Source organism: Thermogemmatispora carboxidivorans, from assembly GCF_000702505.1.
Taxonomy (GTDB): Bacteria; Chloroflexota; Ktedonobacteria; order Ktedonobacterales; family Ktedonobacteraceae; genus Thermogemmatispora; species Thermogemmatispora carboxidivorans.
In genome coordinates, this window is the sequence record NZ_JNIM01000001.1 from 1,163,088 (window position 1) to 1,188,853 (window position 25,766).

Annotated in this window: 15 protein-coding genes and 1 tRNA gene; 11 read left to right on the plus strand and 5 right to left on the minus strand. The window is 60.0% G+C overall.

Features of this window, described 5'->3' with window-relative positions:
• Nucleotides 1–206 precede the first annotated feature (206 nt).
• The 8 genes from N688_RS04655 to N688_RS04695 all read left to right on the plus strand — a co-directional run bounded on the left by N688_RS04655 (nucleotide 207) and on the right by N688_RS04695 (nucleotide 10,768).
• Nucleotides 207–2,573, plus strand: coding sequence for a Stp1/IreP family PP2C-type Ser/Thr phosphatase (locus N688_RS04655; RefSeq protein WP_052888193.1), 2,367 nt, complete (start codon nucleotides 207–209; stop codon nucleotides 2,571–2,573).
• A gap of 180 nt (nucleotides 2,574–2,753) precedes the next feature.
• Nucleotides 2,754–4,562 (plus strand): aspartate--tRNA ligase, encoded by a 1,809-nt coding sequence (gene aspS, locus N688_RS04660; protein ID WP_052888194.1) that lies wholly within the window; start codon nucleotides 2,754–2,756, stop codon nucleotides 4,560–4,562.
• A gap of 356 nt (nucleotides 4,563–4,918) precedes the next feature.
• On the plus strand, nucleotides 4,919–5,338 hold the full coding sequence (locus N688_RS04665) for an ArsR/SmtB family transcription factor (RefSeq protein WP_081838518.1): 420 nt from the start codon (nucleotides 4,919–4,921) through the stop codon (nucleotides 5,336–5,338).
• A gap of 509 nt (nucleotides 5,339–5,847) precedes the next feature.
• A tRNA-Arg gene (locus N688_RS04675) sits at nucleotides 5,848–5,920 on the plus strand.
• A 501-nt stretch (nucleotides 5,921–6,421) separates the two neighbouring features.
• A complete protein-coding gene (locus tag N688_RS04680; RefSeq protein WP_052888196.1) occupies nucleotides 6,422–7,120 on the plus strand; it encodes a histidine phosphatase family protein in 699 nt (232 codons plus the stop codon).
• A 54-nt stretch (nucleotides 7,121–7,174) separates the two neighbouring features.
• A complete protein-coding gene (locus N688_RS04685; protein WP_052888197.1) occupies nucleotides 7,175–8,023 on the plus strand; it encodes a hypothetical protein in 849 nt (282 codons plus the stop codon).
• Nucleotides 8,024–8,273: 250 nt separating this feature from the next.
• A complete protein-coding gene (locus tag N688_RS04690; RefSeq protein WP_052888198.1) occupies nucleotides 8,274–9,497 on the plus strand; it encodes a glycosyltransferase in 1,224 nt (407 codons plus the stop codon).
• A 143-nt stretch (nucleotides 9,498–9,640) separates the two neighbouring features.
• Nucleotides 9,641–10,768: a DmpA family aminopeptidase gene (locus N688_RS04695; protein WP_052888199.1), complete on the plus strand. Its 1,128-nt coding sequence runs from the start codon at nucleotides 9,641–9,643 to the stop codon at nucleotides 10,766–10,768.
• On the opposite strand, the gene N688_RS04700 is transcribed toward N688_RS04695, so the two are convergent.
• From N688_RS04700 to N688_RS04710, 3 genes are all read right to left on the minus strand, one after another.
• Nucleotides 10,744–12,615, minus strand: a complete 1,872-nt coding sequence (locus N688_RS04700; protein ID WP_052888200.1) for a lipopolysaccharide biosynthesis protein — start codon at nucleotides 12,613–12,615, stop codon at nucleotides 10,744–10,746. The genes N688_RS04695 and N688_RS04700 overlap by 25 nt on opposite strands.
• Nucleotides 12,616–12,633: 18 nt before the next feature.
• Nucleotides 12,634–13,083 (minus strand): hypothetical protein, encoded by a 450-nt coding sequence (locus N688_RS04705; protein ID WP_052888201.1) that lies wholly within the window; start codon nucleotides 13,081–13,083, stop codon nucleotides 12,634–12,636.
• An 88-nt stretch (nucleotides 13,084–13,171) separates the two neighbouring features.
• Nucleotides 13,172–14,947, minus strand: a complete 1,776-nt coding sequence (locus tag N688_RS04710) for a glycoside hydrolase family 3 protein (protein WP_052888202.1) — start codon at nucleotides 14,945–14,947, stop codon at nucleotides 13,172–13,174.
• Nucleotides 14,948–15,507: 560 nt separating this feature from the next.
• On the opposite strand from N688_RS04710, the gene N688_RS04715 reads away from it, so the two are divergent.
• A complete protein-coding gene (locus N688_RS04715; protein WP_156025296.1) occupies nucleotides 15,508–20,835 on the plus strand; it encodes a HEAT repeat domain-containing protein in 5,328 nt (1,775 codons plus the stop codon).
• Nucleotides 20,836–20,963: 128 nt separating this feature from the next.
• On the opposite strand, the gene dcd is transcribed toward N688_RS04715, so the two are convergent.
• Entirely contained in the window at nucleotides 20,964–21,578 is a 615-nt protein-coding gene (gene dcd / locus N688_RS04720) for a dCTP deaminase (protein WP_052888204.1), read from the minus strand.
• A 133-nt stretch (nucleotides 21,579–21,711) separates the two neighbouring features.
• The gene (locus N688_RS04725; protein WP_081838519.1) at nucleotides 21,712–23,817 is read right to left on the minus strand and encodes an exonuclease domain-containing protein; all 2,106 of its coding nucleotides are present in this window, start codon (nucleotides 23,815–23,817) and stop codon (nucleotides 21,712–21,714) included.
• A gap of 319 nt (nucleotides 23,818–24,136) precedes the next feature.
• On the opposite strand from N688_RS04725, the gene N688_RS04730 reads away from it, so the two are divergent.
• Complete coding sequence (locus N688_RS04730) at nucleotides 24,137–25,114, plus strand: threonine ammonia-lyase (protein ID WP_238321066.1); 978 nt, start codon at nucleotides 24,137–24,139, stop codon at nucleotides 25,112–25,114.
• A gap of 13 nt (nucleotides 25,115–25,127) precedes the next feature.
• Entirely contained in the window at nucleotides 25,128–25,739 is a 612-nt protein-coding gene (locus tag N688_RS04735) for a GNAT family N-acetyltransferase (protein ID WP_272945028.1), read from the plus strand.
• The last annotated feature ends 27 nt before the right edge of the window (nucleotides 25,740–25,766 follow it).

Below are 25,766 nucleotides of genomic sequence, written 5' to 3' on the forward strand. Positions count from 1 at the left end.
TACTGGGGAGGACCCGGCCAGCGTAGAGGGGCTGGTTGGGTTGCTGCCGAGATTGGGCCTGGTGGCGCGGCTTCTACTCGGCCTTGCTATGCCTTTCCCATGCGTTGCGTTTTTCTCGGCGTCGGTGTAATATAGCCTAAAGTCTCGGAATTGCCTAGTGTGCACATCACTCAATCGCGAGCTATCAAGTACGGGAGAGAAGTGCTTTGGCCAAACAACTCCGTCTCGACGTTGCACAGCTAACAGACGTTGGCCGCAAGCGTGAGCACAATGAAGACAATATGGCCTATGTCATCCCCAAGGACCCCCAGGTGATGGCGACCAAAGGCTCACTGTTCATTGTGGCCGATGGCATGGGCGGTCATGCGGCGGGGGAGGTGGCAAGCGAGATTGCCGTAGACACTGTTAGCACGGCATACTATCAGGACGACAGCGATGAGGTTCCGGTCGCCCTGGTCCGCGCCATTAAGCGCGCCAATGCCGCCATTCATCAGCGCGCAGCCGAGAATATGCTGCGCAGCGGCATGGGCACAACCTGCGTGGCAGCGGTGCTGCGCGGGAATATGGCCTATATTGCCAATGTGGGCGATAGCCGCGCTTATCTGATCCGCGGCAAGACGGTCAAGCAGATCTCTCAGGATCACTCCTGGGTTGCCGAACAGGTACGCGCAGGCTTGCTGACTGAGGATCAGGCCCGTACTCACGCGCAGCGCAATGTGATCACTCGCTCGCTGGGCACACAACCCGATGTCGAGATCGATATTTTCACCGAGCCACTGCAGGAAGGGGACTCGCTGGTCCTTTGCACCGATGGCCTCTCCGGGCTGATTACTGAGGATGAGCTTCAGGAGATTGTCAATCGCTTCGTTCCCCAGGAGAGCGTCTATCACCTGGTCGAGCGCGCTAATGAAAATGGGGGTCCAGACAATATCACGGCGATTGTGATCCGCGTCAACGAGGTGGGAGTCGAGCCGCCTCCTCGCCAGCGGCGCCCTGTGGCCGTCGGTGGACCCGAGGAGGATACAGCGATTCTAGAGACTTCGCTGGCTTCTTCGGCTGGCCAGGCGGGGGCACGCTATGGCAATGGCCACAGTGGCACCTTCTCTTTCTCTGCTCGCCCGACGCCCGCTCTGGCAGATGCGGCAGCAGTGGCCGCTCCTGCCTTGCCTCTGCCTAAGCGCCGAAGGCGGGGACGAATCTTCTTTCTCAATGTGGCCCTGCTCACGGTCGTTCTCCTGGCGCTGGTCATCGGAGCAGTCTACTACCTGGTGCTCCGCCAAGGCCCCGATCCCGATCAGGTCCTGGCCCAGGCGACTACTCTGGTCAACCGCGCTGCGGGTGAGCTGAGTGGCGATCCTGTTCGCGCTCTGCAAGATCTGGCGAACGCCCAGCAGTCTCTGCACTCGCTCCAGGGCGTGACGCTCTCAGAGGCTCAGCGAACGCAGCTCACCAATCTTCAACGATTGCTGACCAGCCGCGCTCAGGCTGCCCTGGTTGCCTACAATAAGCGTTTTGGCATTACTTCCCTCCCCTGCTCCAGCACCGAAGTGAGCCCAATCAATACCGGGAGCATTGCCACCCGGGCCCGCAGTCTGGCAATTCTGCAACAAAAGGGGAAAACGCTCTTATACGCCTTAGGTGAAGATAGTCAGCTCTACCCCCTGATGCAGGTTAATCATCAGTATAGCCTGCAGAATCGTCTTGATGTTGGTGGAAACGTGCTCGGTGTAGCGAGCGCTAATGATGGTTCGCAGCTCTATCTCGTCATCGCTCGCACCGGCCAGAGCCAGGGCGCAGCCTCTGTCAGCTATGAGCTGGCTACCCTGCCAGCTGGCCAGACAAAGGCCAAAACCGCCCCGATCGATACAGCCTTGACTTCCAATGGTCAGGTCCCGTCGCTCATTGCGGCCTGGGATAGCGATGTCTATGTGGTCTTCTCTTCTAAACAGGCTCCCAACAGTGCCCAGATTGTCGACTTCGATCGCACCAAGCTGACGGTCAAGCAGGCACCGCTTCCGATCTCGGCCAATGTGGTGAGTTTGGCCGCTTTCCCCAACAATCAGCTCTTCCTCTTACTGGGAGATGGCAGCGTGCAGAGCCTGCAGTACACGTCAGGCAAGGCTCAAGAGCCGGTACCAGTTCCCGTGCAGGTACAGCGTCCCATTCCCAGTGCGCTGCCGGTCAGCGGTCAAAGCTTCACTGCGGCCACTCCTGTGCCGACCGTCACCGTGCCAGCGCAGCAAGGTCCTGTCCCTCTGCTGGCCTCGAACAGGGCCACTCTCTCATCGGGGCTGGTGAATCATATTCCCCATCTCTATGTAGCTGATAGTGCTACCCATCGCGTGCTCGCGTTTACGCCGCTCGGCGGTGGCTCGGCTGGTGGCACTTCTGATTCGAACAGTATCTTAGTGCAGCTTACAGGACAGTACGCCTCTCCAGGTTTGTTTGCCTCTCTGCGCAGTGCTCAGTCTGATCCTACCAGTGGTACCCTGCTCTATACGCTTGCTCAAAATACGGCCTCCCTGCTCAATGTGGTTTCTGTTGACACCGGCTCGTCGGGGAGTTGTGCCTGAGCACGAGATGGTGTACACTTGGTGACAACTATTGCAGAGAGTGGCCAGCAGGGGCCGCTGCCCGAGAGGCATTCTTTCCTTTTCGGGCCACCTCAAGCTCTTGTTGGGCGGCGGTTCTCCTCTAACGTGTGCGTATGTGTGCGTGACTGAATGGCAGTGAAGAAGGAGTTCTGAGCAACCGTGAGTTTCGCCGTACATTATCGTACTCATACCTGTGGAGAGTTGCGTCGAGAGCACTGTGGGCAGCAGGTGCGCCTGGCGGGCTGGGTCAATCGCCGGCGCGATCATGGTGGGCTGATTTTTCTTGATCTACGTGATCGTTATGGCATCACGCAGATTGTCTGTGATCCCTCACGTTCGCAGGAGGCTTATCACGTTGCCAGCGAGCTGCGAGCGGAGTATGTGATCGAGGTGACGGGAACGGTGGTGCAGCGCCTGCCGGGTACGGAGAATCCCCATTTGGAGACAGGAGACATTGAGGTTGTGGCTGCCACCATTCGCCTCCTGAATTCCTCGCGTGTCCCCCCTTTCTCGATCTCTGATGATAGCCGGGTTGAGGAGACCCTGCGCCTGAAGTATCGCTATCTTGATCTGCGACGGTCCAGGATGCAGAAGAACATGGTCCTGCGCCATCGTTTGATCAAGGCGATGCGTGACTATCTAGATGAGCGTGGCTTTTTGGAGATTGAGACGCCCATTTTGATCAAGAGTACACCTGAGGGGGCGCGCGATTACCTGGTGCCGAGCCGGCTCTATCCCGGTCAATTCTACGCTTTGCCGCAGTCGCCCCAGCAGCTCAAGCAGCTGCTGATGGTCGCCGGGCTGGACCGCTACTTTCAGATCGCCCGCTGTTTCCGCGATGAGGACCAGCGCTCGGATCGGCAGCCGGAGTTTACGCAGCTGGATATCGAGATGGCCTTTGTCGATGAGAACGATGTGATGAACCTCATCGAGGGGCTGCTGATCTTTTTGGTTGAGCAGGTGACGCAGCTGCGTATCAAGCAGAAGCCGTTCCCGCGCCTCTCCTATGAGGAGGCACTAGAGCGCTACGGCACTGATCGCCCCGACCTGCGCTTTGAGCTGCCGCTGGTGACCATCTCCGACCTGGCGGCTGGCAACTTTGGGGTCTTTCAGCAGGCCCTCGCCGCCGGCGGCACAGTCAAGGGTATCCGTGTTCCAGGGGCGGCGGGCTATAGTCGGCGCGAGGTGGAGGAGCTGACAGAGTTTGCTCGCAGCCTGGGAGCGAAAGGCCTGGTCTCGTTGGCCATCAGCCCAACGGGCGAGCTGAAGTCTGCCCTGACGAAATTCTTGCCGGCGGAGCAGCTCCAGGCCATTGTCAGCCGCATGCAGGCTGGCCCGGGCGACCTCCTGCTCTTCGTGGCCGATCGCGTTGAGGTCTGCAATGAGGTGCTCTCTCGCCTGCGTCTGCGCCTGGCAGAGCGCCTAAGGCTGATCGATCCCCAGGAATTGGCCTTCTGTTGGGTCGTTGACTTCCCTCTGCTCAGCTATAACGAGGAGGAGAGACGCTACGAGGCCGAACATAATCCGTTCTCGGGAATGCGTGAGGAGGATGTGCCTTTGCTGGAGACGGAACCGCTGAAAGTGCGTTCGCACCAGTACGATATCATTTGCAATGGTACCGAGATCGGCGGGGGCAGCGTCCGTATCAATATCGCTTCCCTCCTCCACAAGGTCTTCTCTTTGATGAATTATAGCGACGAGCAGATTCACGATCGCTTCGGCCATATGCTGGAGGCCTTCGAATACGGCGCCCCTCCTCACGGTGGCATCGCTCTGGGCCTGGACCGCCTGGTGATGATTCTCGCCGGTGAGCAGACGATTCGCGAGGTGATAGCCTTCCCCAAGACGCAGAGCGCTCAGGATCTGCTGCTGAACGCTCCTTCGCCTGTGGATGAGCAGCAACTGCAAGAACTCCATCTTCAGGTGCGGACCGAAGAGAAGGCTCCCCGGCCTCCTGTCCAGCACTGAGGGACACATCCTCAGATCACAAGGGCTGTACAGGCCCTGCGGGCAGCCAACTCTGCTGCGAAGAGACGGGGGTTGCTCCTGCCCGCTGCTGCCGCTTCGGCTCCCGCCTCCCCCTTTAGTCTACTGCTTTTTCTCTATAGACAATTAATTGAAGGTTAATATTTATATGCATCTGAATTTGCTAATATTGTTTAGTAAAATTTGCATCTTTTTCTTGCCCAAAAATTCGCTTGTGAGTTAACGATAGATTTCTCCTTAATACGATTTGGATAGGCAAGTATACTGGAAGTAGATCCCCCCAGATCTAGAGAAAGTTTCAAATCACCCGGATGGGAGGATGGAAGGAGAAGAAGACAATGGCCACAACGAATCAGGGAAACACAACTCGCAATACACAGTCAGCTTCAACGGGATCACTGAGCGTCTTGAGTCGGCAGTCGGGTTCATCCCATCACTCTTCGGTGGGAGTGGGACCCAAGTTTGTGCCGGCTCTCAGCGAAGATGAAGCCATTGGCCAGGCTCGCTTGCTGAAGGCGCTGGCCGACCCCACGCGCCTGCGCATCCTGAGCCTGTTAAGTCGCTATGAAGGGGAGGTGTGTGTCTTTGAGATTGTGGAAAGCTTTACCCTGGAGCAACCGACTATCTCGCATCATCTCCGTATTTTGCGAGATGCGGGCCTGGTGGATTGCCGTAAAAAGGGCCTCTGGGCTTATTACTATGTGCGTCGCGAGGCCCTGAACCGTGCTCGGGATGTGATCAGCGGCATTGTCTCTTAGTCTGACCTGGCCTAATCCACTCTGGCTTGTCTCTGGCCAGGTGCCTCGTATCTGGCTGATGCTTGGGCTGGAAGGTCTGGAATGCCAGCTATGCCCTGGACCATGCTGGGCTGCTCCTTGGTAGAGACTGCTTCCTGCTGGCCTGTGTGGCTGGCCTTTTGCTGGTCCCCACGGGGGTCAGGCATAGGGCGGGACAGAACACGGAGCCTGCTTGCTTCTGCCTGGCTGATCAGCGCTGCTGAGCCAGGCCAGGGCGCGGGGCGGCTGTCTCGGCCAGGCTGAGGTAGGCTGAAGGGCCAGGCGGGTCCAGGCGGCCAGACCGACAGCGCTGCCAGCCTCACCTGGGGGCCTCCATTGCAGAAAGGGTTGTTCGGCGTCCGCAGTAGAGCTGGGAGTCTTCCTTTCCTGTGCATGGAGCCGCCCCCAAATTCTCCAGACTGGTCAATTCCCCTCTTGACAAGGCTCAAAATTTTTTGTATCCTACAAGGCGGAAACGATAAGTGGTAAGTGTGCCTGTAGCTCAGTGGATAGAGCGTTGGCCTGCGGAGCCAAAGGTCAGAGGTTCGAACCCTCTCAGGCACGCCGATTGAGAAGCCCTGATCATCGACAGTGATCAGGGCCTTTTTCTTTGTCTCTGGCCTGCCCGGGTCTGACCTTGACTGGCGGTCCGACTGTTGGGCCTTCGTGTGGCGTCCTGCCTGGGCGAGGGGCCGGGCGGCAGCCAGGTTGCACCCCTCCCTCTCTCCCTGCTAGAATGGAAGCTACACGGCTGTGAGGCAACTGCTGCTGCTGAGGAACCCTGTCTTGTGAGGACCGCCCTCAGTCTCGCTCTCGGTCAGGGGACCGCCTTATCCTTATTCGCTTGCCTGCCTCGCGGGCCGTTGGAGTGTTGCCGTGACTCAGAGCTGGTTCTGTCGCTACCTATCCCGAGCACGCTGGCGCCTTACCTGGGAGCGTCTCGTTGGTTGGGGCCAGGTGTTGGGGCTTGTGGGCACGACGAGGTATCGCCTCTTCAGGTGGCGCCGCCGGCTCCTGCTTGGGTGGCGGCAAGACCAATCTGTGGGGAGCGACGCTGCAAGCCCAATGGAGAAGAAACAAACCCTGCTCTTTGTGCGTCATGGTCAGACTTCCTGGAACATTGAGCATCGCCTGCCTGGCCGCTTGCCTGGCATCCCTTTGACCGATCAGGGGAGGCAGCAGGTAGCGCGCCTGGCCGAAGCTTTGCGTGTGCTGCCGGTCAGTGCCGTTATCAGTAGTCCGTTAGAGCGGGCCCGCGACACAGCGGAAATTCTGGCCCAGAGTTGGGGCCTGGAGATCTGGCTGGAGCCTGATCTGATGGATACCGATGTGGGGCACTGGGCTGGTGAGCGTTATGATGAGCTGCTCAAGAAAGATCCCGCCTGGAAAGCGTTTGTGCAAGATCCGACTGTGGCTCCTGCCTCCGACGTTGAGACCTTTCCCCAGGTCCAACAGCGGGCCGTGGCCGCTGTGGAGCGCTGGCGCCAGCGCCCCGAGGCAGGTGCCTGGCCGCTCTTTGTCGCCCATGCCGATGTGATCAAGCTGCTCCTGGCTCACTACAGTGGCTTGCCTCCGGTACGGGCACCCCTGTTGGGGATCGATAATGCCTCTGTGAGTATCGTAGAACTGGAGAGAGAGTTACCTCCTCGTCTGGTTGCTGTTGGCTGGACTCCGCGCCCGGGCTGGTTGCGCGCGCCGGTGGCGGCCTCGCCAGGCGCTGGCACGCAGTCTGGGGAAAAAGGTACAATAGAAGGAGAGGCTTAGCGCGCTGTCTGGCTATTGTGTATGCTGAGAGAGTGCTGGAAGGAAAGAAGCAGCATGTTTGATCCGCGAGATCCTTACGAGCGCTACTGGTGGCATTACGAGTCACGCCGCCCGCTCTCGGTTGCGCAGATCATCGCCCTGGGCTCGGCTGATGCGGAGACGGTAGCCTTGATCTGGCTCATGCTGGAGCACGGCGCCTCGCTCACTGTGGCTGGGCCGACTGATCCTCAGCCCGGTGTTGGCAAGACCACCACTCTGAATGCTCTGCTCCAGTTTCTTCCTGAAGGGACGGCGCTGGCCTATATGTCCGGCATGTATGAGGATTTCTCTTTCACGCGCTTGCCGGATGTCGATCCCACTCGCACCTATGCTCTCTGCAATGAGGTCAGCGATCATTTGCCGATTTATATGTGGGGGCGGGTGGCCCGTCGCTATCTGAGGCTCCCCGCTCAAGGCTTCCATATCGCTACTAGTGTGCATGCCGATACAATTGATGATGTCATCCATATGTACCGCCGCGATCTGCGTCTGGACGTCGAGGATATTCGTCGTCTGGGCCTGGTGGTCAATATGGGCCTGGTAGGACGCATCTACCCTCCGCGCCGCCGCTGGTTTACCACCCATTATCTGCACCCTGTAGCTCCGCCCGATCGGCCCGAGGAGATCGTCAGGCTGCCTCTTTCCATCTGGAATCCAGAAGACGATAGCTTTGAGCATGCTGATGCCTGCGTGCTCGATGAGCTGACGACGATCACCGGCCTGTCCTCCCAGGAGTTCAGGGCTGCCTTTAAGCGCCGTGTCGCCTGCCTCCAGGAAATCTCTCGGGGACGCGGGATCGATATGCATGAAATGTTCGATGCTATCGAAACGGTGCGAAAACAGGAGCGTCAGAAGCGCTCGTGAGCCAGCCTGACCTGAGCCGACAGCCCCAGCGGAAATATCCGCGCTTTGCCCGCGTGTTCTATATAATGGCTACAGCATGGCGCTGTAGCCTTGATGGTACATTGTTGTCTTCCGCCTGTTTTCAGGAGAGGAAAGGAGGGACGCCTGTGTCCGCGCATCTGCTCTTGATAGCAAGCGAAGGGCGCTGGCCCCGCATTTGCAACTCGTAAAGGTTGATCCAATTCTGGTGACGAGAAGGAGTTTGCGCATTATGAGGCATGCCGTTGCCATGCTCTGCGTCCACACGTCTCCGCTGGACATGCCGGGGCAGACGCCGGACGCTGGCGGCATGAATGTCTATATTCGTTCTCTGGCGCGTGAGCTTGGGCAGCGCCAGGTTGCCGTTGATATCTTTACCCGTCGTACTGATGCTCATCTTCCCCCGATTGTTCTACTAGGGCCACGCACGCGAGTCATCCACATTGAGGCTGGTCCGGTCGCACGTCTACCGAAGCAAGATCTCTCTGCGTATCTGCCCCAGTTTTGTGCCGCGGTCGAGGCGTTCCGTCAGGCTGAGGATCTGAGCTATGACCTGATTCACAGCCACTACTGGCTTTCTGCCTGTGCTGGTCTGGAGCTGGCCAGTCGCTGGCAGGTTGCTCACGTGGCGATGTTTCACACGCTGGCCCGGGTGAAGCTGCTCAGTGATCCCACCAGTCAGGAGCCTCCCCTGCGCGCTGAGATGGAAAAGCAAGTCGCCGCCGCAGCCGATCGCATTATTGCCGCGACAGCTGAGGAGCGGCTCCAGCTCATGAATCTCTATGCGGCCTCTCCCGCCCGTATCAGTGTCATCCCCTGTGGTATTGATCTGCGGCACTTTGTTCCCCAGGATCGTTCCCAGGCTCGTCAGCGCTACTGTCTGCCGTTGGAGCGGCCTCTGCTCCTTTTTGCGGGCCGCCTGGACCCTTTCAAAGGGCCTGATCTACTCCTGCGGGCGTTGGCGCAAATGGAAGAGCAAGCTGAGGCGGTCATTGTTGGTGGCAAGCTACGTGGTGACCGTGAGCTTCAGCATCTGCGTCGACTGGCGGCCTCGCTCGGCCTGGCTGATCGGGTACATTTTCTGGGAGCTTTGCCGCCGTGTGAGATGCCTTTTATCTACAGCGCTGTCGATGTGACGGTCGTGCCTTCTTGTAACGAAAGCTTTGGGCTGGCGGCGGTGGAGTCGCTGGCTTGTGGAACGCCGGTGGTGGCTACGCGCGTCGGAGGGCTGGCCGCCATTGTGCGCCACGGCGAGACCGGCTATTTGGTGCCTCGTTGCCCGAGCTTCTTCGCTGAGCGTCTGGATTTCATGCTACGTCATCCTCTCTTACTGGCTCAGATGCGCCGGGCCGCGCGCCCCTCGGTGATGCGCTTTAACTGGCAGCAGATCGCCTCGCAGGTTCTGAATGTCTATGCCGAGCTGCTCAATGATGGGCGCTACCTGCTGGCGCAGTAGGACGCCGTAGGACGGGGTGGCTTTCTCGTCGCTCACTGGCCGCTCTGTAAGGCTGAGGGGGAGGAGGACCAGCTCCATCCTCGGCTTGAGCAAGTGCAATATGAAAGGAGAAGCCTTGATCTCATCAGGAGGAAGAACGAGCGATGACGCGAGCACGCCTGCGTGACCTGGGTATCAGTCTGGGGCATCTGCCTCCAGGTCGCTTCAATGCCATTACCGATGTGCCTGGGGTTCTGGTGGGCCACTGTACGCTCATCTACGATGAGCCGCGCGTGGCCCGTACTGGGGTCACGGTGATTGTGCCGCGTGAGGGCAGGATCTGGACGGATCAAGCTTTCGCTGGCTATTTCAGCCTCAACGGCTGTGGTGAGATGACTGGCACGGCCTGGATAGAGGAGGCCGGCCTGCTCCATACGCCGATTGCTATTACTAATACCAATGCCGTCGGCGTGGTGCGCGATGCTCTCTGCGCTTTCCCTACGGAGCAGCAGGGTGAGGCCAGTCTGGCGGCGGTTTCTTCTTCCTGGACTGGGGCCTTGCCGGTGGTAGGCGAGACCTGGGATGGCTGGCTCAACGATATTGCTGCCTTCCATGTGCGCAAGGAGCATGTCTTTGAGGCGCTGGCGACGGCGAAGGGGGGCACCGTCCCCGAGGGCAACGTCGGTGGTGGTACCGGTATGATCTGCCACGAGCTAAAGGGGGGGATCGGGACCGCCTCGCGCCTGGTCGATCTGGGAGATGCGCGCTATGTCGTGGGGTCCCTTGTCCAGGCCAACTATGGTGCACGCTATCTGCTGCACGTCGCTGGGGTACCAGTGGGCCGCGAACTCGGCTACGAGCTGGTCCCCAGTCCCTGGTCTACTTCGCCGCCGGCTGCTGGACGAGAGGGAGCGGGCTCAATCATTGGTATTATTGCCACGGATGCGCCGCTCTTGCCCTTGCAGTGCCAGCGGCTGGCGCGCCGCGCCGCTCTTGGCCTGGCGCGAGTGGGGAGCATCGCCAGCAATGGCAGTGGCGATCTCTTCCTGGCCTTTGCCACCGGTAACCATCTGCCCGCAGGCCAACAGCGGCCCTACGCCCTGACGATGTTGCCCCACGATCGGCTAGACCTTCTCTTTGAGGCGACCGTCGAGGCGGTCGAGGAAGCCATTCTTAACGCACTGACCGCGGCTGAAACGCTCAGCGGTTGGCAGGGTCATACTGCCTATGCCTTGCCCCTGGATGAGCTGCAGCGCATTATAGCCCGTTATCGCTCGCGGTCTGTGCGCTGAGCACGAGCAAAGGGGCGCAGGTAGCGAGCGAGCCGCGGATGCAGTGAGTGCAGCAGCCCCAGGTCCTCTTGAGTCAGAGGCCGAATCAGGAGGAGCAGTAGAACCGCTCCGGCCAGGTAGATAAGCCCTGCGAGAATGAGAGTCGGGAAATTATAGGGATGCAGCAGCAGAGAGGGCGCTGCAGCCAGGGCCAGGGCCAGCAGCAGGCGCAGCGTGTAACCCAAAGGATAGCGCTCTGGCAGGAGTCGCCAGAGGAAGCCGAGCAGCAAGGCGCCGCCGATGACCTGGGCCAGTCCGTCGGCGATCAAGGCACCCGCCGGCCCCCAGCCAGGGATGAGCGCGATGCCAAGAATGATGAGCGAGAGCAGGCCGATCCACTGGCCGAGTACTACCTGCCAGGCTTTCCCCACCACGTAGAGCGTTGACTGATGAATGCTGGTACCCAGGGTCCGGATGAGAATTTGGAAGGTCAGGAAGAGGGCGAGGAGTGGCCCAACGGGCTCGTAGCCTTGATAGAGCAGGTGGGCGATCACTGAGGCGTTGAAGAAGCTGAAGACCAGCACCGGGGCCGCTAGCAGCGTTTCGATCTTGATGAGGGCCTGCCAGGAACGCGCGAGACGGGCATAGTTCTGACCGACAAAGGCCGCCGCCAGGGCCGAGCCGGCCACGCCACCAAAGCCTGTGACCATGAGCAGGCTGGCGGTGTGACCAAGCTGGTAGGAGAGATTGAAATAGCCGATTTCTGCCAGCGGCACGGCGAAGCTTCCCAGCAGAATGATCACTGTCTGCTTAAGCAAGGCGCCAGAAACAAGATTGGTAAGCCAGGCCGAAAGCCCGAGGCGAATCACTGGCTTAAGGGGCTGGCGGTAACGCGCTCCCCCTTGGAGCAAGAGCGGCGCCTGCCAGATCAGGAAAGCTGCGGCGCTGGCAAGCGAAACCAGGGCCTGCATCCAGAGCAAACCATCGACGCTGCTGTCCAGCCGTAGTACCAGGTAGCTCAGAGGAAGCTGCACCAGCTGGGCAAGACTGCCGATAACGAAGACGAGACGCATGCGCATGAAAGAGGCGCAGACGGCAGTCTGCAGGCTGATGATGCCATTGCCGAGGACGTAGAAGGCGATAGGCGTGATGTGACGCAGGAGCTGGGGATTGCGCAAGCCGCTGGCCAGATCGCTGGCCCAGGTCCAGGAGCTGGGAAGGAGACCAAAAGGCCAGGCCAGGGCGGGTAGTGCGAAAAGCATCACTCCCATGCACAGAACCAGGGTCAGGCTGCGTAAGAGTAGCAAACGCCGAATTAAGGATGCCGCTGCTGGCTGCCCATGCTCGGCCAGAACTCTTGGCACGTAAGTCGTTGTGGCGTCTTCCAGTCCAAAGGCGACAATATAGGCAATAGTATTAAATGCCGACATTGCCACCGCATAGACGCCATAGAGTTCATGGCTATTGACAAATGCGCGAGTAATGATGAGCGTCAGAATGAAAGAGGAGAGAAAGAACCACAGCCCGTATGCCTGATTGAGCAGATAGCTGATGGGGGTCCGGCGCAGCAAATGACGTGCCTCAGCCTCGGCCCCGCTGCTCTCCACCCTGGTCGCGGGGCCGTTACTGCTGCTCGCGCTGGTGCTGATCACGCTGGTACCGACCACCTCAGTGAGGTGAGGGCGGTTCGGGGTCGACTTTTCGCGCTGGGTCCCATCCTGCCCGCTCGCTTCCTCTGGGAGCGTGGTCTGTGGTGTGGGCTGATCTGCCTGATTTGCCATCCCGTGATCGGACTGAGCAGCCTCACTGGCGAGCTGACCAGTATACAGGCGTTTCAGTCGCAAGGGGTGAAACCTGGGTCGTTGCATAGCTCGTAGTATACACCTTTAGTCAGATTGGTGCAGCTTGAAGAGATGCCGCCCTAGCCAACCAATCCCACCCAGCAGGGCGAACAGCTCCAGAATGCTGACGTTGGCTGTCACGTGGTCCGGCGAGACCAGGTAGAAGGCCCCAATTTTGAAAGTGGCGGCCACCAGAAAGAGACCCAGGCTGAACCAGGCTGGCAGGGTGGCGTAGAGCAAGGCTCGCTGCCAGGCGCGGCAGAGGAAGCCGATCAGGGTTGGAAGGACGTAGAGCAAAGCCGCCACAAGAGGCGCCAGGGCTGGAGGGTAGGGACCGTCCAGGGCCGCTGCCGGTGATTGAGGCAGCAGGCGCGTCCAGAGTTGGTCTGGCACCAGCGCCGTTAACAAGAGCAACGTCTCAACGACGATCAGGCAAATAACGGTAATATGCCAGCGTTTCTCCTGTTCAGCTGTTGGCATACCTAAGCGAAGCATTATGGTTTTCTCTTTCTTTGTGTTAGAATGCATTCATAAACGAAAACATCGAGAGAAGAGTCTCTGATCATCTGAACGGTGAGAAGAGCTACTGTGGTAGATGCAGCAGCCCCAATTGGTATTTCAGCATCAGAATGCGGCGCACTGACTCATCGATGCGCTGGACACTCAGCGTCCCTTCCTCCACTGCTGATTTCAGTGCTTTCAGCATAGCGCCTGCCGTTTGCGCTGAGATTGCCCCCATGAGCAGATCGGCTCCGGCCTGGACCGCCATCACTGCTGCCTGGCTTTCATCGTAGAGTGCGCTGACCCCCTCCATTGTAAGGCTATCAGTGATGACCACGCCCTGAAAGCCGAGCTGCTGGCGAAGGATGCCGCTGATCACCTTGGGCGAGAGTGAGGAGGGCGTGCTGCTGTCGACCGCTTTCACGATCTCGTGGGTGACCATAATGGCATGGACCTGTCCTTGTTGAATAAGGGTGCGATATGGCTGCCAATCGATGGCCTGGAGCTGGGCCAGGCTGCGTGTGAGCACGGGTAGCCCGCTGTGCGGGTCTACGCTGACGTCGCCCAGGCCCGGGAAGTGCTTCAGGGTGCCAAAGACCTGGCCACTCTGCTGTAGTCCTTGCAGGTAGGCTCCTGCCATGCGTGTCACGGTGGTAGGGTTGCTGCCGAAGGTGCGAGTGTCTAGTTGAGGGTTATAGACGCTTGTTACGTCAACGACGGGAGCAAGATTCAAGTTAATGCCGTAGGCTGCCAGGTCGTGGGCGTCCTGTAGACCGGCGGCCCGTGCACGCTCGGGATCATTAGTCGCGCCGATCTCTGCGGCTGAGGGGCGAGGGCCATCGAGGCCGCGCAGGCGATCGACGATCCCTCCCTCCTGATCGATGGCGATGAGCAGCGGAATGCCACTGCCGGCGGTCCGAGCTCCGTTCTGAATCTCTTGAGTCAGCTGCTTCAGTTGGGGAGCGCTTATGATGTTATTGTTAGCTGTGAATAAGATCACTGCACCGACGTTTTCCTGCGTGACCATTGTACTGAGATCCAACGAATAGTAAGGTCCAGTGAATTGAACAAAGAGCATTTGCCCTAACTTTTGATCAAGCGTCATCGTGCGTAGAATCAGATTGATATAGGCCTCAGGCGTGAGCTGCTGCGAGCTTTGCTCTGTAGCGTGGGCTGACGGTGTAGCGGAAGGCAAGGTCGAGCGGATCTGCTGCAAGACGTTCTTGGAGCCAGCCGTTGGACCCCAAAGCATAAAGGCCCAGCCCTGGGGTCCCAGCAACTGGGCCAGGCTGTTTGTGGTGGCATTGATGACCAGGATGAGCAGGAGCAGAAGCAGACTAAAAGCTTGGCCGCGGCTGAGCCGCAAAGCTCGCTCTGCTTCGCCCTTGCTGACGGCTCGCAGGGCCGGCAGTTGGCGGGTGGGCAGCAAAGCGAGGGCAGCGACGGCTCGCTCCGCCATGCTGGCCAGCCTGGGGAGTGGAAGCGTGGGGGCAGTGACAGCGGCAGGTAGCTTGGCTGTTTCGACCTCGGCCAGCTGGGGGGCTTTCTCTGCTGGGGCCGGAGGGAGAGGCAGCTCGCGCGTCTCCTCCTGGGCAATCTGCCTGGCTCGTTCCTCCCTCCCTTGCTCCGTCTCCGCTCCTGCCGCTTTGGGATGGTTGAGTGGTGCCAGGAGAGGCGCTTGCAGCTTTCTAGCGTCGCTCCTGCTACCAGCGCCCATGCCCGCCCGCGGTGTGGGACGTCTGGGCGAGGGCCTGCCGGGAATCCTGATGGCAGCCAACTTGACCGTATCCTCATCCTGCGAGCTAATCTCGGGAGTCTCTGCTGCCTGGTTCTGGCCGGGTGGTTGCTCTCTCTCCATGATTGTGATACCTCATCATAGGACCCCTCTGCGGGGGTGCGCTTCTCTCTTCGCTCTAACAGAGGAGTTTGCCATTCGCTTTGTTCTGCTGCTATTACCAATGACGTATTGCCTGTCTGCCAGTCCAGAGTCTTTTGTCCGTACTCTGATCGGTCAGCAGAAACCTGGAGGCGTTTCGACAGGCTTGTTGACTGGCCCCCAAAAGCGGATAAGTCTGAAGGTAGCCTCGACTCTGAGGCGGGGGACTCCAACACAATCTTGCAACTTTTCCCTTGACCCTGGCGTCCAGATCAGTTCTTCAATCTGCCTGGTATGAAGATAATCCTCCTGTTGGCCGGCTTTTCCTGGCTGCCGGTTGCCTCCATGTCGACACTTGTTCAAGTCACCATTGCTACGCTATACTGTGACTGCTATCAACCGGCAAGTTCTGCGAAAGGTCGCTGGACGGAATGAGAGCGGAACGATCTCCACAGGCCCTCGTAAGCGTACAAAAACTGAGAGGCAGGACTACAGCCCGGCAGCTGCTCGCCTGGCCGCTGCTGGCTGGGACTTTGGCAGCCGTGGCTGGCTTTGTTGTTGAGCTGGTGCTGCACTGGCTGCAAGCACTGGCTGCTCACTGGCCACCAGGACAGAGTGATGGCCGCCAACCTGCCTTGGTATTGTCTTTTGTTTCCTGGCTTCCTTCGCTCTCCTTCGGTGGATGGTGGCCGCTGGCCATCCCTTTGGGGGTCGGCTTGCTTGTCTTTGTGAGCACTGGCCTGCTGCGCCGCCCGTTGGCCCTCCGCGCCTATGCCCGAGCCGTCCGTGCCTCCTCCGCTGATACCCTGGCTGTGCTCCCGCTATCAACTACCTCTGGCACCTATGAAACGGCGCTCGCTTACTACCAGGATATCACTGATCAGAGCGCTGTGCCATATAAACAGGACCTTTCTTTCTCCTCTTTGTTGCAGGAACCTTCTGCTCAGCTGCTGCTGCTGGGAACTTCAGGGGCAGGAAAAACTTTTGCCCTCTCTATGCTGCTGCGATCGGCTCTCGATGCTTTTCTCCGTAGTGGAGGAAAAGATACGAAATTGCCCGTCTATCTCTCTCTAGAGCACTATAGTCTCTATCTTAATAGGCGATCATCGATTGTGGTTGGCGCTCGAGGAGGGGGGAAGGGGCGGAGCGCCACTGGCGAGGTGGAGGAGGGCGAGGGGGAGGGCAAGGCGGCAGCCTCTCAGGAGCTGGAGGTGGCTAGCCTGCAGCCGGAGGCAACTCTTTTTGACTTCCTGTTGGAGAGCCAGGCCCCCGGTCTACGCCATCTGCGGCCCTATCTGGGCCAGCTAGCGGAACGTGGGCAGCTGCTCCTCCTCTGCGATGATTTCCATCTGGTCGAGGCGACCTTCCGTGAGGCGATCATCGCTGAGCTGAGCTATCTCATGAATCAAACGGGCAATCGTCTGGTAGTGAGCGCCTGCGATCTGGCTCATGACGCTCTGCCGCAGCTGGAGCACTTGCTGACAGAGGGAGAAATGGCCTGTGCTGTCCTTACGCCGCTCTCGCCGGCGCTCATCCGTCGCTTGATTGAGCAGGCGTTGCGGGACCAGCAGATTCTGGCGCGGCGACAGTACACCGCTGGTCAGATCATGCGTGCGCTCGAGGAGAGTCGCCTGCGCTATCTGTCTAGTGTGCCGCTCACCCTCTTTAGCTTTCTGGAGATTCTGGATACCCTTGATCTGGGGAATCTTGGGCAGTTCGATAGCCGTGGGCGCCTGCTTGCTCAGCTGCTACATCTCTTGCTCGTGCGAGAGCTGCGGCAAAAGCGCTGGCGCCGTGGCAAGCGTGGCCTGACGGAAGAGGAGTTAGTGGCGCTGCTCCGCCGGCTGGCCTGGGCGCTCTACCAGAGTGGGGCGCGCAATCTCATTGTCCTGCCCTCTGCCCAGGGGCGTCGTCAGAAGACGGTGGCCCGGGCGGTGGCGCTGACCCTGCCTCGCTGGTTCGAAGAGAATCGCTCGCTCCTGTCGCGGCAAGGGATGGTTCTGCCGGAGGATCTCCAGGCTCCGCTGGCTGAGCCAGCGCTCCTGGAGCAGCAGCTCGCCTGTCTGGAGGCGGCTGGTCTATTGGCGCTCGGGGGCGACTGCCTGCGCTTCCGTCATCTCTGGCTGGTGGAATATCTGGTGGCCTCGGTCTTGTTAGAGCTAGATCAGGAGATGGACCAGGGACTGGAGGGACGGCAGGCGGCGCTTGCGCTCTGCTGTGGTGATGCTGGGCGCTGGGCTGGTCCTGTTGCTCTGTGGGCGGGTATCGTCGATGAGCCACTGGCGCTGGCTGAGCGCTTTGCTGGCTTTGGAGAAGCTCATCCCTCCTCTGCCGTGGCGGCTGGCGCTTTGGCGCTTATCTGTGTGGGTGTGGCCTGGGGTCCCCCTCGCTCAATGACTGACGAGCCGCTGAGCCTGCCCCCCCGCCTGCTGCGCTTGCTCAGTGGTATACTGCGCGATGCGACAGGCCCTGAGCAGCTCTCTCGTCTGATTGGGCGCTTCGCTGCAGAGGGTACGCTGGAGATCTATCAGGGGCTGCTGCCCACCGTGATGGTGCCGGGCGTCGAAAACCTGCTGCGGCTCTGCGACCAGAAGTTGCTCTTGGATCGCTTCTTCGATTATCTCTACGAGGTCATTGATCTGCCTGCTTATGATAATCAGGTTCGACGCCTCATTCCTGTATTGGGGCGCCTGGGCGAAGGGGTAATCCCCTATGCTGCAGAGTTGCTGCAGCCAGCAGCCGATCATTCGCTGCGCCTGCGGGCTGCGGCGGTGCGTATCCTCGCTCGCTGTGATGCTCAGCAGGCTGTGGAACCTCTGCTTGATTGTCTGGCGGATAGCGAGCAGGTCATCGTCGAGGGAGCGCTCAAAGCGCTGATTCGCCTTGGCCCCACGCGAGCCTTGGAGCCGCTGCTTGACGCCTTGGAGCAGTATCTGCCCAGCGGCACAGCAGCGCGTCAGGTGCAGCGTGCCATTCTGGTGGTCCTGGACTATTTTCTCGGCGAGGCCGATCCGCAGCGCGCGCTTTCTGAAGAGCAGCGCGAGCGGGTGCTCAGCGCCGTCTGTCCTCTCCTCTCTGGGCAGCAGCCACCCGAGGTACAGCGGGCGGCGCGCGATCTGCTCGCCCGTCAGTTACAGAGGGAGCCGCGGCCCGACAGCGTTCAGCTCCTCATCCAGGCCCTGGCCAGTGCAGACGAGCTGCTGGTGCGCAACGCTATTCGGGTCCTGCAGCAGGGAGATACGCGCCTGACGCCTTTGCTCCTGGAACAGCTAGAAAGACAAAGCCTCGATCTTGTGCGGGCGCGCCTGGTCGAGGTGCTCGGTGGCATACGCGATCTGCAAGCTCTGCCTCTGCTACTGAAGCTGCTGGCCGACGCCTCGCCCCTGGTGCGTCAGCAAGTGGGGATTGCTTTGCAGCATGCCTATGTCCCGGAGAGCATTCCGGGCCTGATCGAGCTAGTGCTGCATAGCAACGAAGATCAGGTAGCCGCGCTTGCGGCGCGTATCCTTAGCGGAATGGGTGAGGAGGTAGTAGAGCCAATTTTGCAGGCTTTACCGCAGATCGTTCCCGGTCGTACGCAGCTCTTGATTCAGGTACTCGAAGAATTAGATGATTCGCGAGTAATTCCGGCATTGGTCAGCCTCTTGGAGGAGGCGCGCAGTGAGCCGCTCCTAACGGTAGCGATCATCCGGACCCTGAGTCGCTTCGCTGATGGGCAGGTTGTGCCGCCGCTGATCGGTCTTCTTGACAGCAAGGAGACGCTTGTCTCTGAAGAGGCCATTCTGGCGCTGAGCCGGCTGCGAGAGGTAGCGCTCTCCGATCTTCTGGATGCTCTGGATGTCGAGCCGGAGCGTGAAACGGTGGTTGCGGCGCGGGTGCGGCGGGCCATTCTGGGGATGGAGCCATTTCCGGGGGAGCAGCTCATTGGGGTCTTAACCCACGGTAGCGAGGCCCAAGTTCAGCAGGTAGCGAAGATCTTCCAGGAGCGGGGCGCTGAGGCTGCGCTGCTGCTTGTTCATCAACTCTTCCATCCCGATACGCGCACACGGAGCTATGTGCGCCAGATTCTCGATGGTATGGCCGGGCAAGTCCTGGTGCCTGCTCTCCTGGAGGTCCTCAATCGTCCGGCCTGGCGCCCGGTACTGGCAGAATATCTGGTGCGCTATCCTGCTGAGGCCGTGCCGCCGCTCATCAGTCTGCTTGGTGATCCTGAGCGTGGCGATGCAGCGGTCTCGATTCTCTTGCTCTTCGGGCCGGACATTCTCTCGACCATTGTTCCGGGCCTGGCCCAAGAGGATGAGCTGGCGCGGCGACGGGCGCAGCAATTGGTGATCTCGCTGGTGCGTCAGCGGCCAGAGACTGTAGAGCAGGTGGTCCAGCTCTTTGGTCCCTCGTTGCCGCCGCGCGCCTATGAGAGCCTGGTGGCGATCCTCGCGGGCGATCTTGCTGATTTGGCTGTGCCTGCCCTTCTGGAGGGCCTGGGTGATGCCTATCTCCTTGGCGGGGTCTCAGAAGTGCTTGCCCGTCTGGCCCGGCGCCGTCTGACGCCTGCTGGACGCGAGGCGCTGGCGGGCCTGGTGGCGGCTCTCCGCTCAGAGGAGCGACGGCATGGGGCCGAAATTACCCTGATCGAGTTGGGCGAGCTGGCCGTTGCTCCTGTGGGCGAGCTGATCACCGATCCAGATCCCCAGGTGGCGCGGGCCGCGCGGCGCATCCTGCGCGATATCGGTACGCCTGCCCTCCCTTTTATCTGGGCCGCTTGTAGCGATCTGGCGCATCGTCAGCGGCGAGAGGCGGCTCTAGAGATCTTCCGCAGTATGCCGACGCTCGTCATTAAAGATGAGCTTCTGGCTCATCTGGCCAGCCGAACGGTCCAGGAAAGCGCGATGGCGGCGACGCTCTTGCAAGAGCGTATCCACGATGAGGCCACGAGCACTGAGCCCTCTCGTCAGGAGATGGTGCCGGCTTTGCTGGAATATGTCCAGCAGCCCCAGAGCGATGAGCGGCTCTGTCGTCGCATTCTGGCTCTGCTTCTCCTGATGGGTGGAGAGTATATCGTGCAGCATCTGGTCCAGGCCCTCTATGAGCGTTCGGAACGCCAGGAACTCTTGATGCGTTGCTTCCTCTTCCTGGGCCGTGAGGGTGAGACCGCCCTCTGGGAGATGTATCATGATCCCGAGACCCCGCCAGATCTGGCCAATCTGGTGGTCAGTATGCTGGGAATGCTGCGGGCCTACCCTGAGATCTGCGAGCTGGCTCTCAGCCTGAGTCAGTATGGCCTCACGCTCAACAAGGAGCGCCTCCAGAGTCCTGATCAGCTGGAGATTTCCCTGCGGGCCCTCGGCGGCCTTCTGGCTGGAGGCCATTGGAATGTTGAGGCGCTGGAAGAACTGCACCAGCGCTTGAAGGAGGGTAGTGCCGAGCGCGATCTGGTAGAGGTGCTGCTGGGCTGGCGCTATGGAGCCTATATTACTCGCCTGGAAAACGATTTGCAGAGTGTTGAACAGGCCCATAAGGAGAATATGCGCAATTTGACAATGCAGCTTCTTCAGGCTCGTAGCCAGTTGAGCGATATAGAGCATGAGCGAGAGCATCTGCAGGAATCACTTAAGAAAACACAGCAGGAGCTAGAAGCCGCTCGACAAGAGCTAAACCGGGTAAATCAGGAATATCAGCATCTTCAGCAGGAGCAGGGCTCCAGAAGTGATGAGCTGGAGCAGGCGCAGCAAACCGTTCAGCGTCTACAAGAGCGCCTGAATGTGGTTGTGCAGGAAAAACGCCTGTTGCAGGACCAGATCAATCAACTGCATGCCCATAATGCCCAGCTGGTTGAGCAGATCAATCTGCTGCAGGGTGCGGAGAATCCCTAGCTGCTGGCAGCAGGCTAGGCTGAGCCGGGCCAATTCCAGCCTGCTCCAGAGAGGTGTGAAGGTGGGGCGCAGCGGATCAGGCTGGGAGCGGAGGCCGGTTTGCTGGGGGTCTGGCCCGGCTCAGCTGATTATGCCTCGTGCTCGGCTTCCGGATGGCGCCGGCGGTGTTGGCTGTACAGAGCGTAGTCCCAGTCCAGATAGGCTTTGGGCAGCATATCCTCGGGGGTCCACTCCTGCTGCTGCCCATATTTCCCCTGGTATTCCTTGAGCGTTTCGCCGACGTACTCAAAGGTGATCTGGCAGATGCGGAAGCCGACGGGCACGACAATGGTCGTCATGGTATGGTTGCTAATCTCCATTGTCCAGCGGCTGATATAGCCTACATCACCCACACCGGCGCAGCGACAGACCGAGAGGCCCGAGCGAGCGACGGTGCTGCGTGCGTACATTTTCCCCAGGTAGCCATTGCGACCGCCGATGATCTCTTGCGTGTGGGCGAGAATGGTCGTCCCGGGACGAATGGCAATCTGGCCGTTCTTGGCGCGACGTGGCTCACCCCAGTAGCGCCGAATCTCCTCCGGGTTGTCCAGGTGGAGGATCTCGACATTTGCATCGCCCTGAAAGTACCACTCACCCAGACGGCAATCATAGGAGTTGGTTCCTAGCTGGCGCTCGTTAAAAGGTTCAATAACGATGTTGCCACGTGCAAGCTCCTCTTTGATACGCTTATCCGATAGCAGCATTGATGATTATTTCCTCCGCGCTGGATGAACTGGCTCTACGAACCACCGCCATGAGCTGGCTCCTGTCCTGGACTGGACTGGCTGGACTGGACTGGTCAGGAGCTGGCAGGAAGGGAGAGCGAGGATGTGGCTGCTATGGTATCACATCTGGGCCATTTTGTCTGCACGCCTGGCCGTCTGGTCCCGGCTCACCCGGCTGGAATGGCGGAGCCGATCCTTGCCGCTGGGTGCAGAGTGCTTGCCAGATGCCTGCAATCAGCTGCTCGCGGGCTGGCCTCTCTGCCAGAACCTGAGCAGTAAAGGGGAAGAAGGCACGGTCCTGGCTATGGCGCTTGAGCCAGCGACTGATGATCATGATCTGATCGATCTCTGCCTGTCCCACCATAGCGGGTGGAGTCTGCAGAGTGGCGGCCCTGGCGAGTAACCTGTCCAGGGCCTGGCGTGTGGCCTGCTCCTCGTGCGGGACCCGTTGGAGTTCAAGCAGGCGACCGTGACGGATCAGAAAGATCTCGTTGTGACCCTCCCAGGCCGAAGGATAGGCGATGAGTAGATTATGAGCGGTAACGGTGCTGCTGATCAGGTGTTGGCTAATCAGCACCTCCTCGGCGCTCTGGAGCATATCGCGCAGGAGGGCGGCCCGCTCGTAGTGAAGGGCCTGGGCGGCCTCCTCCATCTGGCGACGCACGCGGGCCAGCAGCTCGGGGCGCTTCCCCGCCAGAAAGGCACACACCTCCTCGATCAGCGGCTGGTAACGGGCTGGATCAAGCTGGCCAGTACAGGGAGCCAGACAGCGCCCCAAATGGTAACGGAGACAGGGCGCGCTGGGTGCCCCTTCGGGCGGCAAGGGGCGATTGCAGGTTGCCAGAGGAAAAAGGCGCTGAAGCAGCTCAAGTGTCAGCGTCAGGCTGCGTTCGCTGCGGAAAGGGCCGAGGTAGCGGGCCCCCTCGGTCCCTGGTACGTGGGTAATGGTAAGGCGTGGGAAAGGGTGCTGCACGTCAATCTCTAGGAAAGGGTAGCGCTCGTAATCGCGCAGCTGAATGTTGTAGGGGGGCTGCAGCTCTTTGATCAGCTGGGACTCGACGAGCAGCGCCTCCAGCTCCGAGCCGAGAGGGCGTGTCTCGATAGCCTGCACCTGCTGGAGCAGGTTATCGATTCTGGGTCTGACGCCTGGTCGATGGTGATAGTAGGAGGCCAGGCGATTCTTTAAGCAGCGGGCCTTGCCCACATAGAGCACCTGGCCCGTGCCATCTTTCATCAAGTAGACGCCGGGCTGGGCGGGAAACGTACGGCGCCAGGCAGGATTGAGCCACAGTCCTCTGGAACGAGGCTTCCGGGCAATGGTAGGTCGCTCTGCCCTGCTTGGCTGCCTGACCTGCTCTGGGCTTCGTTCTTCCGGCCAACTGAGGGCAGGCCGCAGATATCGCTGCAGCTGCCCATAGGTCGTTACGCCCTCTTGGCGGGCCAACCGCAGGAGCTTGACAAAGACCAGGGCGGTTGCCTCGGCGTCTGCCAGCGCCCGATGGGGAGTCGTCAGGGAGACATGCAGTCGACGGGCGAGAGCTGCTAAACCGAAGCGGCGTTGGTCAGGTAAGAGACGGCGAGCCAGGGTCAGCACGTCAAGCCCTTCGAAGGGCAGACACACCTTGAGCGGAGCCGCTTCGTAGGCGAGGAAATGCAGATCGAAGTCCAGGTTGTGGCCGACGGGGATCGCTCCAGCGCAGAAGCGCAGCAGCTCGGGCAAGACTACCTCGATCGGCGGCGCCTTCGCCAGAGCCTGCTCATCGATCCCAGTCAAGCGCACAATAGCTGCTGGCACTGGCCGCCCGGGATTCACCAGGCTGTGGAATTGCCCGCGGAGCTGCTCACCTTGCAAGCGCCAGGCTCCAAGCTCAATAATGCGGTCTCGCCCCGCTCTCAGACCCGTAGTCTCGGTATCCAAGACGACAAAGTCGAGTTGCGCCAGCTCGCGTTGCCAGAGGCTCCAGATAGCAGGCTGCCAGCGTCCGGCAGGATCGCGCTCAAAGAGATCGGAGCTGGCCAGGAGCTGAGTGAGCGACTGGCACGAGGGGATCTCGTAAGCCAGCTCCTCCCGTTCCTGAAGATCTTGAATGAGCCTCTCCTCACTCAGCGGCTCGCCTGCCGTCTGCAGCACGGCATAGATCTCTCGCAAGATGCGGCCAGAGCTGGCTACTGGCTCTGACTCCTCGATATATTCCAAGGATGGCCTCGACTTTGACATGGGGCGCTGCCTGTGGTGATCAACCGGCTCTTCAGGTGGCCCTGAGAGCAGCACTGCGGATCAATACCGAAGACTACCTATCACCCCCACCTCTCCGGTACCAGAGAGGATAGCACGAGATAGACGGGTTGACAAGAGGCTGGGCCAGCCGGCGAGATGGTATACTGATCCTATACTGCTTATCCAGGCGCGCCCCCTTCCCGTCTCTCGGTAAGTGCCTGGAGGCGCCCGGCCCCAAAGCAGGGCCATGCCCGGACCCAGCGGCGGCAAGCGAGAAGAGCCTTCATGCTTATTATAATAGTTGCCGATGAGAAGAAGAATGGCAGAGCAGATGCAGATTCCAACATTTCAAGATGTTTTGCGTGCCAGAAAAGAAATTGCGCCCTATTTGCCGCGCACACCTCTCTACAGCTATCCGGCGCTCAACGAGCTGCTCGCAGCCCAGGTTTATGTCAAACATGAAAACTATCAGCCGGTAGGCGCCTTCAAAGTACGTGGGGGTGTCAACCTGATTGCGCGCCTGACGCCCGAGGAGCGTGCCCGGGGGGTAATCGCGGCCTCCACTGGCAACCACGGCCAATCGGTAGCCTATGCGGCCCGTCTCTTCGGGGTCAAAGCGCGGATTGTCGTCCCCGAGAGAGCGAATCCGGGCAAAGTAGCGGCCATGCGTGGCATGGGTGCAGAAGTCATCTTTCACGGTCCGACCTATGATGAAGCCAAGGCCCACTGCGAAGAGCTGGCTCGCCAGCAAGGCTACCGCTACATCCACTCGGGCGATGAGCCTTTGCTGATTGCAGGAGTAGCGACCCTGGCGCTGGAGATCCTGGAGGACTGTCCCGACCTGGAGGTACTCATTGTCCCCATCGGTGGTGGCAGCGGTGCTGCAGGGGCCTGTCTGGTAGCTCACACGCTCAGTCCTGGCCTGCGGGTCATCGGCGTCCAATCCGAGGCGGCGCCGGCGGCCTACGAATCCTGGCGTCAGAGACGGCTGGTGACCGCCCCGAATCGCACTCTGGCGGAAGGGCTGGCGACCGGAGTCTCTTTCGCCTTACCGCAGCAGATCCTGCAGGAGAAGCTGCGCGAATTCGTCCTAGTCTCCGACGACGAAATTCTGCGGGCGATTGCCTGGATGGCTGAACTGGCCCATACGCTGGCCGAGGGGGCGGGTGCGGCGGCCCTGGCTGCAGCCTATCGCCTGCGCGACGAACTACGGGGCAAAAAAGTTGCCCTTGTCTGCTCGGGTGGCAACGTCTCCTTAGAGCAATTACAGCGTGCCCTGGCTCTCCGCTTTCAGTAGAGCCTGCCTGAGCGTGAGCGATCCCATCGCCAACAACGGGAGCGAGGCAGGGCCAAGAGCCGCAGGGGCCGAGAGTCTTCTCCGTAAGCAAGAGGAGACAAGCGAGATGAGCGTTACCATTCATATTCGAGAGATCACGCTAGATGATGCAGAGAAGTTCCTGGCGCTCTGCCGCCATCTCGACCAGGAGACGCACTTTATGCTACTGGAGCCTGACGAGCGCACCCTCACTCCGGACGAGCAGCGGCAAGCGCTTGGAAGCCTGTTAGCCGGTGGGCGCTCAACGATTTTTGTGGCGGAAGATCTGGAAAGAGGCGAACTGGTCGGCTACCTGGCCATCGAAGGAGGAACTTATCGACGCGAACGTCGGAGAGCCACGCTAGTCATAGGCGTACTACAGGCCTGTACAGGCCAGGGAATCGGCAGCCGCCTCTTCCAGGAAATGGAGCGCTGGGCTCGCCAACGAGGCTTTCGTCGCCTCGAACTGACCGTCATGGTCCACAATCAGCGGGCGCTGGCCCTCTATCTACGGCAGGGCTTTATGATCGAGGGCCTACGCCGTCAGGCCCTGTTCGTCGACGGGCGCTATGTCGATGAATACTACATGGCAAAACTGCTGGAATAAGCACCTGTCCCTCAGCTCCGACGAAAA